Source organism: Streptomyces zagrosensis, assembly GCF_014203645.1.
In the GTDB taxonomy this organism is placed as follows: domain Bacteria; phylum Actinomycetota; class Actinomycetes; order Streptomycetales; family Streptomycetaceae; genus Streptomyces; species Streptomyces zagrosensis.
Genome location: NZ_JACHJL010000004.1, coordinates 337,576 through 350,673, shown reverse-complemented (window position 1 = coordinate 350,673; position 13,098 = coordinate 337,576). Strand labels below are relative to the sequence as shown.

Annotated in this window: 15 protein-coding genes, 1 tRNA gene and 1 pseudogene; 4 read left to right on the top strand and 13 right to left on the bottom strand. The window is 68.5% G+C overall.

Annotated elements, in window-relative coordinates:
- Positions 1–85: 85 nt before the first annotated feature.
- Entirely contained in the window at positions 86–841 is a 756-nt protein-coding gene (locus tag FHS42_RS10510; RefSeq protein ID WP_184571301.1) for an anti-sigma factor, read from the bottom strand.
- Positions 838–1,422, bottom strand: a complete 585-nt coding sequence (locus tag FHS42_RS10505; RefSeq protein WP_184571299.1) for a sigma-70 family RNA polymerase sigma factor — start codon at positions 1,420–1,422, stop codon at positions 838–840. The genes FHS42_RS10510 and FHS42_RS10505 overlap by 4 nt, the downstream gene beginning before the upstream one ends.
- A gap of 456 nt (positions 1,423–1,878) precedes the next feature.
- Between FHS42_RS10505 and FHS42_RS10500 the strand changes: the two genes are divergently transcribed.
- Positions 1,879–2,580, top strand: a complete 702-nt coding sequence (locus FHS42_RS10500; RefSeq protein ID WP_184571297.1) for a fasciclin domain-containing protein — start codon at positions 1,879–1,881, stop codon at positions 2,578–2,580.
- A gap of 154 nt (positions 2,581–2,734) precedes the next feature.
- Positions 2,735–3,451 (top strand): nucleoside/nucleotide kinase family protein, encoded by a 717-nt coding sequence (locus FHS42_RS10495; RefSeq protein ID WP_221476311.1) that lies wholly within the window; start codon positions 2,735–2,737, stop codon positions 3,449–3,451.
- Between the two features lie 232 nt (positions 3,452–3,683).
- Here FHS42_RS10495 and FHS42_RS10490 read toward each other — a convergent pair whose 3' ends face one another.
- Positions 3,684–4,241 carry a 3'-5' exonuclease gene (locus FHS42_RS10490; protein WP_246494457.1) on the bottom strand — a complete coding sequence of 186 codons (558 nt, stop codon included), beginning with the start codon at positions 4,239–4,241 and terminating at the stop codon, positions 3,684–3,686.
- Positions 4,242–4,274: 33 nt separating this feature from the next.
- Positions 4,275–4,592, bottom strand: a complete 318-nt coding sequence (locus tag FHS42_RS10485) for a hypothetical protein (RefSeq protein ID WP_246494456.1) — start codon at positions 4,590–4,592, stop codon at positions 4,275–4,277.
- A gap of 203 nt (positions 4,593–4,795) precedes the next feature.
- Between FHS42_RS10485 and FHS42_RS10480 the strand changes: the two genes are divergently transcribed.
- Positions 4,796–5,335: a GNAT family N-acetyltransferase gene (locus FHS42_RS10480; RefSeq protein ID WP_246494455.1), complete on the top strand. Its 540-nt coding sequence runs from the start codon at positions 4,796–4,798 to the stop codon at positions 5,333–5,335.
- A gap of 107 nt (positions 5,336–5,442) precedes the next feature.
- Here the strand turns inward: FHS42_RS10480 and FHS42_RS36170 are convergent.
- The 8 genes and pseudogenes from FHS42_RS36170 to ehuB all read right to left on the bottom strand — a co-directional run.
- A pseudogene (locus tag FHS42_RS36170) lies at positions 5,443–5,538 on the bottom strand (DUF5999 family protein); the annotation flags it as partial.
- A 105-nt stretch (positions 5,539–5,643) separates the two neighbouring features.
- A complete protein-coding gene (locus FHS42_RS10475; protein ID WP_184571295.1) occupies positions 5,644–6,237 on the bottom strand; it encodes a DinB family protein in 594 nt (197 codons plus the stop codon).
- A 258-nt stretch (positions 6,238–6,495) separates the two neighbouring features.
- A tRNA-Lys gene (locus tag FHS42_RS10470) sits at positions 6,496–6,569 on the bottom strand.
- Positions 6,570–6,692: 123 nt separating this feature from the next.
- Positions 6,693–7,454, bottom strand: coding sequence for an IclR family transcriptional regulator (locus FHS42_RS10465; protein WP_184571293.1), 762 nt, complete (start codon positions 7,452–7,454; stop codon positions 6,693–6,695).
- A gap of 280 nt (positions 7,455–7,734) precedes the next feature.
- On the bottom strand, positions 7,735–8,505 hold the full coding sequence (gene ehuA, locus FHS42_RS10460; protein ID WP_184571641.1) for an ectoine/hydroxyectoine ABC transporter ATP-binding protein EhuA: 771 nt from the start codon (positions 8,503–8,505) through the stop codon (positions 7,735–7,737).
- A 22-nt stretch (positions 8,506–8,527) separates the two neighbouring features.
- Positions 8,528–9,178 carry an ectoine/hydroxyectoine ABC transporter permease subunit EhuD gene (gene ehuD, locus FHS42_RS10455; protein ID WP_184571291.1) on the bottom strand — a complete coding sequence of 217 codons (651 nt, stop codon included), beginning with the start codon at positions 9,176–9,178 and terminating at the stop codon, positions 8,528–8,530.
- Positions 9,175–9,918: an ectoine/hydroxyectoine ABC transporter permease subunit EhuC gene (gene ehuC, locus FHS42_RS10450; RefSeq protein ID WP_184571289.1), complete on the bottom strand. Its 744-nt coding sequence runs from the start codon at positions 9,916–9,918 to the stop codon at positions 9,175–9,177. The genes ehuD and ehuC overlap by 4 nt, the downstream gene beginning before the upstream one ends.
- Positions 9,915–10,823 carry an ectoine/hydroxyectoine ABC transporter substrate-binding protein EhuB gene (ehuB, locus tag FHS42_RS10445; RefSeq protein ID WP_184571287.1) on the bottom strand — a complete coding sequence of 303 codons (909 nt, stop codon included), beginning with the start codon at positions 10,821–10,823 and terminating at the stop codon, positions 9,915–9,917. Before ehuB ends, ehuC begins: the two co-directional genes overlap by 4 nt.
- Positions 10,824–10,954: 131 nt before the next feature.
- Between ehuB and FHS42_RS10440 the strand changes: the two genes are divergently transcribed.
- A complete protein-coding gene (locus tag FHS42_RS10440; RefSeq protein WP_184571285.1) occupies positions 10,955–11,518 on the top strand; it encodes a DUF3830 family protein in 564 nt (187 codons plus the stop codon).
- Here the strand turns inward: FHS42_RS10440 and FHS42_RS10435 are convergent.
- A complete protein-coding gene (locus tag FHS42_RS10435) occupies positions 11,499–12,989 on the bottom strand; it encodes an amidase (RefSeq protein ID WP_184571284.1) in 1,491 nt (496 codons plus the stop codon). The genes FHS42_RS10440 and FHS42_RS10435 overlap by 20 nt on opposite strands.
- Between the last annotated feature and the right edge of the window lie 109 nt (positions 12,990–13,098).

Here is a 13,098-nt window from a genome sequence, read left to right as displayed (position 1 = left end):
GCGACCTGCCGACGCCGCGGGGGAGGGGCCTTATCTGTGTGCCGCTGGCCGAGGCCCGTACCGCTGGGCAGGCAGCTGAGGGCCACTAGGCAGGCAGCTGGAGCGCGGCCACCGGCGATGTCGTCGGGTGCGGCGAGCCGCCCGCCGGTTCCACGGTGATTCCCATGCCGGACGCGTCCTCGATGGCGCCGGACATGAGGGCCGCCGCGCTGGAGCCGCCGCGGCCAAGGAGCCCCGCCGGGCGCATCGTGCCGCCGTCGTTGAACCACATCTGGTAGACCTTGCCGGCCGGCAGCTCGGGGGCGCCGGCGGCGAGGACGGCGACCTTGTTCTGAGAGCGGGAGGCGATGACGGTGGCGACGCCGCCATCGGCGAGCCGACCGTTCGTCGTCTTCGCGTCGGGTGCCGCGATGACCCTGGTCAGAGCCTCGGCCCGCTGCTGCGCTCGGTCGGCGGTGCTCCGCGCCTGCTCGGCCTCCTGGTGTTGCCACAGAGCGACACCGCCCAGGGCCGCAGCCGCGCTGACGCAGGCAGCCAACGCCAGCTGCGTGGTGCGCCGGGTGATCCAGCCCAGGCCGCGGCCGTTGCTCACGCCCCGCCGGAGGTCCTGCGGCGGCGTCTGACGCACGGAGCTGATCCGGCGCAGCACGCGATCGCGCAACTCCGGCCGGGGCAGGATCGAGGCGGCCAGGCCGAGCCGGGTGGTGGTCTCGGTGAACTCCCGAACCTCCTGGGCGCATGCCTCGCATGCGGCCAGATGTCGCTCGAAGCGTTCCCGCTCGGGCCCTGGCAGGGCGTGTAGGGCGTACGCCCCGGTCAGGGTGTGCAGTTCTGCGGTCATGAGCCGCCCCCCAGGCAGTCGCGGAGTCGGATGAGACCGTCCCGCATTCTCGTCTTGATGGTGCCCAGCGGCAGCGTGAGGAGTTCCGCCACTTCGCGGTAGGTCAAGCCCCGGTAGTAGGCGAGGGTGACCGCCTGCCGCTGTCTTTCGGTGAGGCCGCCCAGGCAGCGGCGTACCTGCTCGCGCTCCAGCCGGCTTTCGACCTGCTCGCTCACATGGTCGTAGGCCGGCATGTGCTCCAGCCGGGCCACGCGCTCCTCGCGGTCGGTCCGCGCCTGGGCGGAGCGCACCCGGTCCACGGCGCGCCGGTGCGCGAGCGTCATCACCCAGGTCATGGCCGAGCCCCGCTCGCGCTGGAAGCGGGCGGCGGTCCGCCACACCTCAACGAATACTTCCTGCGTGACCTCCTCCGACTGCGCGGGGTCGCACAGCACCCGGCGCACCAGGCCCAGCACGGGACCGGCGACCGCGTCGTAGACGCGAGCAAAGGCATCTTGGTCGCCCTGAGCAACCTGCTCCAGCAGCTCGGTGAGCCCCGGCCCGTGCTCGGCGGTACCGCCGATGCGTACGGGTTCTCGCACGATGTGGCCCTTTCCCTGGCGAGGTACCTGCGTACGCAGGCCCACTCGCACATTCGTAGCCGCCCACGGTGTGGATTGGTCGTAAGCGGCCGACAGTGTGGCCCGCCCGACCGGCAGCCCAGGGGCCTCCCGAGAGCCCGGGGGCCGGCGGGCCGGCGCGCAACTCTTTTGGATGAAGGGGCAATCCGGCCCAGCCACCGCTCCGAATAGCGACTGTGAAGGCTCCCCAGACGTTCGCCAGACCCTGACCCCGAACTGCTGTCCCGACCCGTGCACCGCGTAACGCACGACCCGCGACCCGCAGCGCGCAACCCGCGGCGCACGACCCGCGGCGCACGACCCGTGATGCACGACCCGTGATGCACGACCCGCAGCGCACAACCCGTAACGAACGACCCGCGGCCCACGCCAACCGGCAAATCCCCAGGCCAGAAACCCCACTGAAGGAGTACGACCATGCGTACCACCGCCCGCGCCCCCCACACCCCTCGCACCCGCCGCACCCGTCGCCTCGCGCTCGCCCTGGTGGCCGCAGCCGCGCTGCCGCTGTCGCTGACCGCGTGCTCGGATGGCGGCGACGACAAGAGCAAGGACCAGGACAGCGGCGCGGACAGCTCCGCATCGGCCGAGGAGAAGCCGGGGCCTTCCGATGAGCAGCCGAGTTCGGCGGACAACGCCATGGCCAAGCCGTTCGGTATGGCCTGTTCCACGGTGCCCAAGGAGGGATCGGGCAGCTTCGACGGCATGGCCAAGGACCCGGTCGCCACCGCCGCATCGAACAACCCGGCCCTGTCCACCCTGGTTGCCGCCGTCAAGAAGGCGGGCCTGGTCGATACGTTGAACAGCGCCGAGAACATCACCGTGTTCGCCCCCACCAATGAAGCCTTCGACAAGATCCCGAAGGCCGATCTGGAGAAGGTGATGAACGACAAGGCGATGCTGACGAAGGTCCTCACCTACCACGTGGTGGGCCAGCCGCTGTCGCCGGAGAAGCTGGCGAACGGCTCGTACCCGACGTTGGAGAAGAGCAAGTTGACGACCGCCGGGTCGGGCGCTTCCTTCAAGGTCAACGACAGTGCCCAGGTCGTGTGTGGTGACGTCAAGACCTCCAACGCCACGGTGCACATCATCGACTCCGTGTTGATGCCCCCGATGTAATCCGTACGCGCCAGCCGCTACGGGCTTCGCCAGTGACCAGCCGGCGAGACCCGTAGCGGGCGTGCGGCAGCTGCCTGGATGCCTGGCTGCCTGGCTGCCTTGTTGCTTGGCCAGTGTGCCCGGGCTGCATCCGGAGGCCATAGCCTGCCGTGCCATGGGTGATCTCTTCGCACGCACGCAGCTGCCCGCACTCGCCGCCGACGCCTGGGCGCTCGCCACAGCGCACGGGCGATCCGACACGCCACCGCAGGTGGAGGCACGCCCGGCGCGGTGCGTCCTAGGGATCGCCGGGGCGCCAGGCGCGGGAAAGTCAACGCTCGCACGAGCCCTGGTCGCCGCGCTGGAGGAACGGCACGGCGCCGGCACCGCCGCGTATCTTCCGCTGGACGGCTTCCACCTCTCCCACACACAGTTGCAGCGACTCGGCCTGACCGACCGCAAGGGATCGGCACCGAGCTTCGACGTCTGGGGCTACGCCGCGCTCGTACACCGGGTGAGTCAAGAGCGGCAGCACGATGTGTATGTGCCCGACTACGACCGCACGTTGCACGAGCCGGTTGCGGCCCGGCACGTGGTGCGGCCCACCGCGGGCCTAGTGATCACGGAAGGGAACTACCTCGCGTGCGATGCGCCGGGTTGGCGCGACGCCCGGCGATCGATGGCAGCTGTGTGGTACCTGGAGGCCCCCGACGAGGTGCGGGAAACGCGCCTCGTGGAACGGCAGTTGGCGGGCGGCAGGGATGCCGCGCACGCGCGTGCCTGGGTCGCGGGGAACGATCAACCCAATGGTGAACAGGTCAAGGAGTCGAGGCGGCTATGCGACCGCATCGTCTCTCCTGTTGATATGGACGTGACGAAACGGCGAGGCTAGGAGGCCGTAGGGGATGTACGCACCGGCGAGCCGATGCGGGGCCTCGCGTTCGGTGCAGGGGACGGACCGACCGTTCCACTCCTTGGCGGCGCAGAAATAGCTAAACGCGTCCCCGCCAGCTCGGCCCCCAAGGACGCCCCGCACGGGCGCTTCGCCGTCCCGGCGCGCGGCGACGGCGATCCGCTGCTGGAACGAGCCCCCATCACCCCGATGCGGATGAGGTTCCTCGGGTTCACCACAGGGTGGGCTCCTGTTCTGGTTCGGGGGTTCCGGGCGGAACGGCGGCGGTCACGAGCTGCTCCCAGCTCTCGTACCGGTCGGCCATGGTGATGAGGAGCTGGGCGGTCGCGTAGGCGTCGAAAGTGGCTCGATGACGCTGCCCGGGGGCCTGGCGCAGGTCTGGTTCGACGTGCTCGATCAGGGCGTCGAGGCTGTACTTGGACAGATCGGGGTAGGTGGCCTTGGCCAGCCGAAGCGTGTCGATGACTCCGGCGGGTTGCCACTGCGGAAGGTGCGCGGACAGGACGCGGTAGTCCACGTGGGCATTGTGGGCGACGACCCACGCCGTACCCAGCAGGTCATGGACCGCGCCCTTGGTCTCCTCCCAGCCCGGCTTGTCTTCGAGGGCCTGGTTGGTAAGGCCGTGCACCCGGGCGGCGAAGGGCGTGACGGGCCGCTTCGGCTTGATCAGCCACGCGCCGGCAGTGGCCGTGTCGGGCTGTCCTTCGATCATGGGGAGAGCAGCGACCTCGACCAGGTCGGGCGGGTTGGTGCCGTTGCCCCTCGACATCGACAACGAGGAGCGCGGGCCAGGAGGAGAAGTTCATGAGGCTGGTGTTCCGTCCTCCGCCTTCCAGCCGATCTCGGCTCGGCCGTGCTGACGGTAGTGGTGGGGCTTGGCTTGGTCGTGGCACTGGTAGCCGAAGCCGTGCTGAAGGTAGTAGCGCGGTGGTTCGTCCAGTCCCTCAACGACGATGGCACGGTCATTGACTTCGACCCGACCGGTCGCGCCGAGTTCACGCGCCTCCCGCGTGACGCGCTCTCGCCGGTTTCGCTCCGCCCCGCGGACGCGGCACGGGTTCGTCGCTACGCACTCGTCGGGACGGGGCAGCTTCCGGTGTGTCCGGCGAACAGCGGACAAACGACGTCACTGTTCGGGGAACTGACACAGTCGGGGAGAACGACCAGTTCGCTCAGCGGTCCCAGCCATTTGACCCACACCACCCGTTCCGCGTCCAGGCAGCGGAGAACGGCGTAATGCACCCCAGGGTGGCGGGGACGCAGCGCGCAGCCGAACCAGAGGAGCGCATCCTGCTCCAGTAGGCGTGAGGCAAGATCAGTCTCATGACGGACACTGCTTCGAGCCTGACCATGTCCTTCCGACAGGCCGCGGAGAGTGACCTCTCCGAACTCGTTCGCCTTCGAGATGCTGCTGCACACTGGCAGATCGAGCGCGGCATCGATCAATGGAAGCCGGGTGAGCTGGGGCGGTCGCACTTCCGCGCACGCCTGCATGACGGGGAGGTGTGGATCGCCACACTTGGGCCGGAAGGTCCGACCGCTGGGGCATGGGAGTTGTGGTGGGACGACCTCGCCGCATGGGGAGAACAACCGCCGGTCGCCGGCTACGTGCACCGGCTGATGGTTGACCGCATGACGGCACCGTCCGGTGCGGGACTCATCATGCTGGCTGAAGCCGAGCAGCGGATCTTCGCGTACGGCCGCGCGATCTGCCGACTGGATTGCCTGGCCAACAACGCGCGGTTGCGCCGGTATTACGAGGACGCGGGGTACACGGTGGTCGGGGAGCAGCCCTCGAAGAACGGTGATGGTGGGAAGAGTTACGGCGTCACGTTGCTGGAGAAGCACCTCGGCGCAGTGTGAGCTCGAGCCGCCGTCCCTCACGGACTGCTGAGAAAACATGTCCCTCGCAAATGAGCAGCTCAGGTCTGTAGGCAGCGCCTGAGATCGACATCACCTCGAAGAGCAGTTACCCCGTGGCACAGCGCACTCCAGCCCTGCTCAGGGTGGTGTGCGGTGATAAAAGCGGCCTCCCTGTCGGGGGCCTCAGCCGTGGGGCGCGGCACGGCGAGGTGTGCGGGCACATGGTGCTCGTCCTCTCCGGTGCGGGGCGGGAAGTCGGCCCCTCTGTCGCTCCCGCTCACCCCCCGCCGGGGCAGGCGGCGCAAGCTTCAGCCGCGGTGGGACTCCCGCGCCACGCGCTCCAGTCGGCTGCGGTGGTTCTCCCACCACGACTGATCACCCGGCGGCATGTTCTCGTTGCTCGCCCGCATCCCGGCGGCCCCATCGATGAGCTCGCGCACGATGTCGGCATGGCCGGCGTGCCGGTGGGTCTCGACGCTCACGTGCACCAGTATCTGGTGCAGGGTCACCTCGCTTCGTTCCTCCGGCCACCAGGCCACGTGACCGATCGCGTCAAGCGGCAGGGTGGCGATCGTGTGGTCCGAGTGCTTCCATGCCTGGTGGTAGAGCTCGACAAGCTGCTCGCGGGACTCATCAGCGGTGGCCCACATGTCCGCATTGGGCTCGGCGTCGTCCTCGAAGCCGGGGGGCGGACCGCCGGGGTATGGCAGTCCGAACGTCTCACCGAAGTACCCCAGCTCCACGCCGGCGACATGTTTGACGAGCCCCAACAAATTGGTGCCAGTCGGCGTCAGCGGACGCCGGATGTCATATTCCGAAAGCCCGTCGAGCTTCCACAGCAAGGCGTCTCGGGCCGTTTGTAGATAGCGGATCAGGTCCGCCTTCGGCTTCGTTTCGATCATGCCAAGCAGTCTCGCACCCCGCACTGACAGTGGCAGCGGCCCGCGGTGTCGTGACGGTGCGTACCAGCAATGCCTGCGCGTACCGGCCAGGACGGTGCATATCGGCAGTGGCAGTGGACATCGGCCATGACGGTGCGTGCCGGCGACTCTTTACGGAGAAACCTTGGCCGAGGCCACCTCGGCCCCGGGGCGGCCCGACACGGCGGTGGGGCCCTCGGAGATCTCCGAGGGCCCCACCGCTTGCTGTGTCACGCACAGTGCGCCGCCAGGGACTCGAACCCCGGACCCGCTGATTAAGAGTCAGCTGCTCTAACCAACTGAGCTAGCGGCGCGCGTTGACGGGGACGATAATACCCGCTTGCCAGGGGTGCTCTGGACCAACCTCATTCGCCCCCCACCCGCCGTGACCTGCGGGGCTCGTTGATATGTCGGCTCCGCCCGGCAGGGCCGCCGGTTCAGAGCGTCAGCGACAGCAGCACCGGAGCGGCCTCACGATTGAGGGCGTACGCCGCCTGCTTGAGCCGGTGCGCGTGCTCTACCGGCAGCGACAGCGCCAGGCAGCCGACCGCGCGGCCCGCCGTGATCGGGACGGCGGCGCAAACCGTGCCCACCGCGTACTCCTGGAGGTCGAGCATGGGGACCGTCGCGGGCTGGCTGTCCAGCTTGCTGAAGAGCACCCGCTCGTTGGTCGTCGTGCGCGACGTCAGCCGTACGATCTTGTGCCGCGAGAGGTGGTCGCGGCGTCCGTCGTGGTCGAGCTGCGTGAGCAGGCATTTGCCGATCGCGCTGGCGTGCGCCGCGGATCTGAAGTCCACCCACTCGTTCACCTTGGGCGCGTTCGGGCCGTCCGCGTATTGCGTGATCTTTACTTCGCCGTCGATATACCGGCTGATGTACACCGCGGCCCCGACCGCGTCGCGCAGCGCGGTGAGCGTGCGTTGAAGCTTTTCGTGCAGTGCGTGGTGGCGGTCCTTGCCGTTGCCGCCGAGGACCAGTAGGGCCTCGCCGCTGATGTAGGCGCGGTCGGTCGTCTGCTCCACGTAGCCCTCGCGGTGCAGCATGGTCAGGAGCTCGGCGAGCTGCCCGGTGGAAAGGTCGAGACGGCGTGCCATCTCGCCGTCGCTGACGCCGTTGGAGTGCTCGGAGACCATTTCCAGCACCCGCAGGGCATGCCGCACCGAGTTCAGTGGTGCGGCCGGATCGGGCTTCGGCGCCACGGTTTCCCCCTACCAGGTTGTGACCGCTTGCGGTGTTGCTGTCGCTGCTGGTCACGGTCGATGGGTAGCTAGCAACGCAGCAGCGGAGCTTCGTACCACGATAGCCGTCAAACGGTGGCCGTGGCGGGCTTGTTGAGGGAATTACTGGTGCGTTACCCCCGGCTCAGCAGGAAAGCGCCACACTGGCATATGCCACAGGCACGGATATGCAAATCAGTTCGGAGTTGGCCGACCGCGTTCGCCTGCGCGTCACGCGGCGGCCATTCCCCGGTCCTAGAGCTCAGAGGACGGCGCTGAGGAACTCGCGGGTCCGCTCGTGCTCCGGATCGCTGAAGATCTTTTCTGGTGGCCCGGACTCGATCACCCGCCCGGCGTCGAACATCAGCACGTCGTCGGAGATGTCGCGTGCGAAGTTCATTTCGTGCGTCACGCACAGCATCGTGATGTCTGTTGTATGGGCGAGGTCGCGCAGTACGTCCAAGACGCCCGCGACCAGTTCCGGGTCGAGCGCCGACGTCACCTCGTCGAGCAACAGCACCTGGGGCCGCATGGCCAGCGCTCTGGCGATCGCGACGCGCTGCTGCTGCCCGCCGGAGAGCTGCGTGGGGTACGCGTCGCACTTGTCGCCGAGCCCCACCAGGTCGAGCAGACCGCGAGCGCGCTCCTCGGCCTCCTCCTTGCCCATGCCCAGGACGTGCACCGGTGCCTCGGTGACATTGCGCAGCACCCGCATGTTCGGGAAGAGGTTGAACTGCTGGAAGACCATGCCGATCTTCTTGCGTACCTCGCGGGTGTGCTTCTCGCCCGCCGGTATCAGCTTGCCGTTCTTGGACTCGTGGGTGAGGTAGTCGCCGTCCACCGTTATGGTGCCCTCTTCGGGCCGCAGCAGTGTCATCAGCAGCCGCAGGATCGTCGTCTTGCCGGAGCCGGACGGGCCGATGAGCGTCACATGCTTGCCGGAGGCGACCGTGAAGTCGAGGTTGTCCAGGACCGTGTTGGTGCCGAACCGCTTGGTCACGTTGTCGAAGCGGATCAGCTCGCCGCCGTCCACGGCAGGGTTGGGGGTGGTGATCTCAGTGGCCAAGACGACGCTCCAGGGCTCGCATCAACAAGGATGCCGGGTACGAAATGAGGATGAAGGCGATGCCGACCATCGTGTACGGCTCGATGTACTGGAAGGACGTGGCGCCCTCCGACCGGGCGTTTTGCAGCATGTCGGTCACGCCGATCAGCGCGATCATCGGGGAGTCCTTCAACATCGCGATGACGTAGTTGCCAAGGGCCGGCACCACGCGCCGGATGGCCTGCGGCAAGATCACCATGAACCAGGTCCGGCCGCGCGGCAGGCTCAGCGCGGTGGCCGCCTCCCACTGGCCGACCGGCACGCCGTCAATGCCCGCTCGGTAGACCTCGGCGATGTACGTCGAGTAGTGCAGGCCGAGCGCGACCACGCCGGTGGTGAGCGCGGAGAACTTGATGTCCCAGGTCGGCAGCACCCAGTAGAAGAAGAAGAGCTGAACGAGCAGCGGGGTGTTGCGGATGAACTCCACGAACACGCCCACCGGCCAGCGCACGAAGCGCGTCGGTGAACGCAGGGCCATCGCCCACACGAGTCCGAGCGCGAAGGCGAGCACCGAGCCGAGCGCGGTGGCCTGCAACGTGATGAGCAGCCCGTCGAGCAGTTCGGGCAGGAAATCCTTGGCGACGTCCCAGTCCCAGGTCACTGGGCACCTCCGGAGACCACGGTGCCGGAGGACTGAGCCGTCTCCTGTTGCGCGGACAGCTTGCGGGTGACCAGGCCGCTCTTGGGCGGCGCCTGGCCGATGTTGGCCTTGGCCTTGCGCTCAAGCAGCCGCATCAGCCGGGTGAGGATGAAGGCGAGTACGAAGTACAGGCCCAGGATGATCGAGTAGATTTCCAGGCTCTCCCCGGTGGCGAGCCGCGAGAGCTGTGCGGCGAAGGTGATGTCCGCGACGCTCACCGCGGAGACCAGCGCGGTCGCCTTCAGCAGCTCGATCAGCAAGTTGTTGAACGGCGGGATCATCTCGGGAATGGCCTGCGGCAGGATCACCCGCCGCATTCGCTGCGCCGGCGTGAAGCTGAGCGCGATGGCCGCCTCCCGCTGCGCCGGAGCGACCGCGGCGAGCGCCCCGCGCACGATCTCGGAGCCGTACGCGCCGTACGTCAGGCCCAGCGCAAGAACCGCGGCCCACATCGGTACGAGCTGCATCTCAAAGCCCAGTGGCATCACGAAAAACAGCCAGAACATCAACACCAGGGCCGATGTGCCCCGGAAGATCTCGACGTAGCAGCCGGTGAGGAACCGGACGATCCACAGCCGCGAGGTGCGCAGTATGCCGATGCCGAAGGCGACGGCGGTGGCGAACAAAGCGCTGTACAGGGTGAGTTGGATGGTGATCCAGATGCCCGGGAGGAGCCAGTGTTCCCACAATCCTGCTGTCATGAGCACAGCTCCTTGGCGGTCAGGTCGGTCATCTCCGTCTCGGTGAAGCCGAACGGCCGCATGATGCGCAGGAGTTCGCCGCTCCTCTTCATCTTGTGCAGCTCCACGTTGAAGGCGTCCCGGAGCTTGGTTTCCTCCGGGCGGAAGGCGAATCCGCCCGCGCCGATCGCGGGCTTGCCGTCCGCGTCCTTGGGCTGAAACGGCTCGGTCGCCTCGGCCTTGCGGCTGTTGCGCTGCTTGACCACGTTGTGCACGGTCACCGAGGTCCCCGCGAAGACGTCCACCCGGCCCTGCTCCACCGCGAGGAGGCCGGCGAGCTGGTCGGGGAGCACGGTGATGGCGGACCGCTTGACCCCCGCGACCACCGCGTATTCGATCTCGGCGTACGCGGTGCCGCTGGCCATGCGTGCGCCCGAGCGCACGATGTCCTGGTAGTTGCGGAGCTTCTTCGGATTCCCCTTGGCCACGATGAACGCGTCGAGCATCTGGTAGTCGGGGTCGGAGAAGATCACCTGCTCGCAGCGGGGCGGATTGATGTACATCCCGGCGGAGACCACGTCGAACTGCTGGGACCGCAGACCCGGTATCAGCGACGCGAACTCGGTCGGCACCGGCTGTACGCTCCGCACCCCAAGCCGCTTGAAGATCACCTTGGCGATCTCCGGCGCCTCCCCGGTGAAGTCCCCGTCCCTGTTGATGTAACCGAAGGGGATCTCCCCCGCTATCCCCAGCCGCACCGTGCCCTGTGCCGTGAGCCGGTCCAGCAAATTCCCCCCGTTCTTGGCGTCAGCGCTGGAGACCCGGCTACAGCCGACCGCTCCCAGCAGACCCAGAGCAGCGCCACCCGCAAGCAGCGAGCGCCGTGCGAACCCTTTTCCGTTGTTAACCCCTGGTGGTGAAGCCATGGGCGCGTCGCTACCCGACTTGGCCGAAGTTATGCAGATCGTTTCCAGCCCTTGATGTAGCCGGACGGTGGCCCGTGACCTGGACTCTTGCGGCACGATGGATTCCGGAAAGCGACCGAGAGGAGCGATCGGTGACCGACCGATTCATTGAAGTCTCGCTCGATAAGCGCGGAGTGCGCTGTACGGCCAAGCTGCTCACCGACCGTGCGCCCGTCACCTGCGACGCTGTCTGGAATGCGCTGCCGCTGGGCGGCGACGTCTACCACGCGAAGTACGCGCGCAACGAGATCTACACCCTGCTGCCGCCCTTCGCGCCGCAGGAACCGCCCCTGGAGAATCCGACCGTCACCCCAATTCCCGGGGATCTGTGTTATTTCACCTTCACCGAGACGCAGTTGGGTACGGCGTCCTATGGCTACGAGGCGGCGCGTGCGGCCTCTGCGCGGGGCGCGGCAGGGGCTCCCGCGCAGGGCGCGGGCGAAGCCCCCGCGCCCTTGCGGCCGGTCCAGCACCATGTCATCGATCTGGCGCTGTTCTACGAGCGCAACAACCTGCTGATCAATGGTGACGCCGGCTGGGTGCCAGGCATTGTGTGGGGTGCCGTCGTTGACGGCCTCGATCCGATGGCCGAGGCATGCCAGGACCTTTGGCGTGCGGGGGCGCTGGGGGAGTCCCTCAACTTCCGGCGGGCCTAGCCGAGTTTGAGGAAGCGCTAGCCGCACCGGGCGCAGGCGGCCGTACCGCGTCTGCAAGGCCCGCCTCGTACAGCGCGTGCGCGGCGCGCAACACCAGCGCGTCCGCATGCCGCGCGGCCACCAATTGCACACCGATCGGCAGCCCCTGCGACGACAGGCCACACGGCAGCGAAGCGGCGGGCTGCTGGGTGAGATTGAACGGGTAGGTGAACGGGGTCCACCCCGTCCACCTGCGGTGTGCGGAGCCCGCCGGCACCTCAACCCCCGCTTCGAAGGCGGTGATCGGCAGCGTCGGCGTCACCAGCAGGTCATACGTCGCGTGGAAGCGGCCCATGGTGTGCCCGAGCGCCATCCGCGCGTCCACCGCCGCCACATAGTCCAAAGCGCTGTACGCGGCGCCCTGCGCGCACACCTCACGCAAGCCGGGGTCCAGCAACGCCCTACGCTCCGCGTCCAGCGGCTGCACCACGCGCGCCGCCCCGCTGAACCACAGCACATGGAACGCCTCCACCGGGTCGCTGAACCCCGGCTCCGTTTCCTCCACCTCGGCGCCGAGCTCCGCCAGCACACCCACCGCACGCCGCACCGCCACCGCGACCTCCGCGTCCACCGGCACCCCGCCAAGTGCAGGGCTAAAGGCCACCCGCAGCCCGCTCAGCGCGCCGCTGTGCGCGCCACTGTTCGCGCCACTAAGACCTCCGCGCGATCCACCGAGCGCCGCCCGGAAGCCACCGGTGGGCTGCGCGAGCTGGGACCAGTCCCGCCAGTCGGCGCCGGTGATCACGTCCATCAGCAGGGCCGCGTCCGCCGCGTCCCGGGTCATCGGGCCCACGTGCGACAGCGTCCCGAACGGGCTCGCCGGATACAGCGGAACCCGCCCGTACGTCGGCTTCAGCGCGAAGACCCCGCACAGCGACGCCGGAATGCGCACCGAGCCCCCACCGTCCGTGCCCAGGCTCAGCGGCCCCGCGCCCAGGGCCACCGCCGCCGCACTGCCCCCGCTCGATCCGCCCGCGGTGCGCCCAGCGTCATACGGGTTGCTGGTCACCCCGTGGCGCGGGCTGTCGGTCACGCCCTTCCAGCCGAACTCGGGCGTGGTCGTCTTGCCGAGGAGAACGGCGCCGTGCTCGCGCAGCCTGGCCACCGCGGGCGCGTCCTCCGCCCACGGGCCGTCCTCGGGGATGGTGAGCGAGCCGCGCAGCGTCGGCCCGCCGCGGAGCAGCAGTATGTCCTTCACCGACACCGGCACCCCGTCGAGCAGCCCCCGCGGCTCGCCACGCGCCCACCGCCCGGCGGACTGCGCCGCCTGCCGCAGCGCCTCATCGGCGTCCACCCGGGCGAAGGCGTTCACCCGGGGCTGAATCTTTTCGATCCGCTCCAGGACGGCCCGGGTGGCCTCGACCGGAGACACGGTGCGCGCCTCGTACGCCTCGATCAGTTCAACTGCTGTCAGGTCGCAAAGATCGGTCATCCGGCCCTCCGGGCAAAGTCGCGCGAGCGGTGGTGCCGGTCGGCCCACCGGCGGGGTCGCAGAGCAGCGAGTGCGGGTGGCCCGCGGCCCGCGTACGGCGTCGTGGGCG

What these genes read in the sequence shown, in the direction of transcription:
- FHS42_RS10510 (WP_184571301.1), bottom strand. Translation starts at nt 841, where the DNA reads ATGACCGCAGAACTGCACACCCTGACCGGGGCGTACGCCCTACACGCC.
- FHS42_RS10500 (WP_184571297.1), top strand. Translation starts at nt 1,879, where the DNA reads ATGCGTACCACCGCCCGCGCCCCCCACACCCCTCGCACCCGCCGCACC.
- FHS42_RS10495 (WP_221476311.1), top strand. Translation starts at nt 2,735, where the DNA reads ATGGGTGATCTCTTCGCACGCACGCAGCTGCCCGCACTCGCCGCCGAC.
- FHS42_RS10490 (WP_246494457.1), bottom strand. Translation starts at nt 4,241, where the DNA reads ATGTCGAGGGGCAACGGCACCAACCCGCCCGACCTGGTCGAGGTCGCT.
- FHS42_RS10480 (WP_246494455.1), top strand. Translation starts at nt 4,796, where the DNA reads ATGACGGACACTGCTTCGAGCCTGACCATGTCCTTCCGACAGGCCGCG.
- FHS42_RS10475 (WP_184571295.1), bottom strand. Translation starts at nt 6,237, where the DNA reads ATGATCGAAACGAAGCCGAAGGCGGACCTGATCCGCTATCTACAAACG.
- ehuC (WP_184571289.1), bottom strand. Translation starts at nt 9,918, where the DNA reads ATGACAGCAGGATTGTGGGAACACTGGCTCCTCCCGGGCATCTGGATC.
- ehuB (WP_184571287.1), bottom strand. Translation starts at nt 10,823, where the DNA reads ATGGCTTCACCACCAGGGGTTAACAACGGAAAAGGGTTCGCACGGCGC.
- FHS42_RS10435 (WP_184571284.1), bottom strand. Translation starts at nt 12,989, where the DNA reads ATGACCGATCTTTGCGACCTGACAGCAGTTGAACTGATCGAGGCGTAC.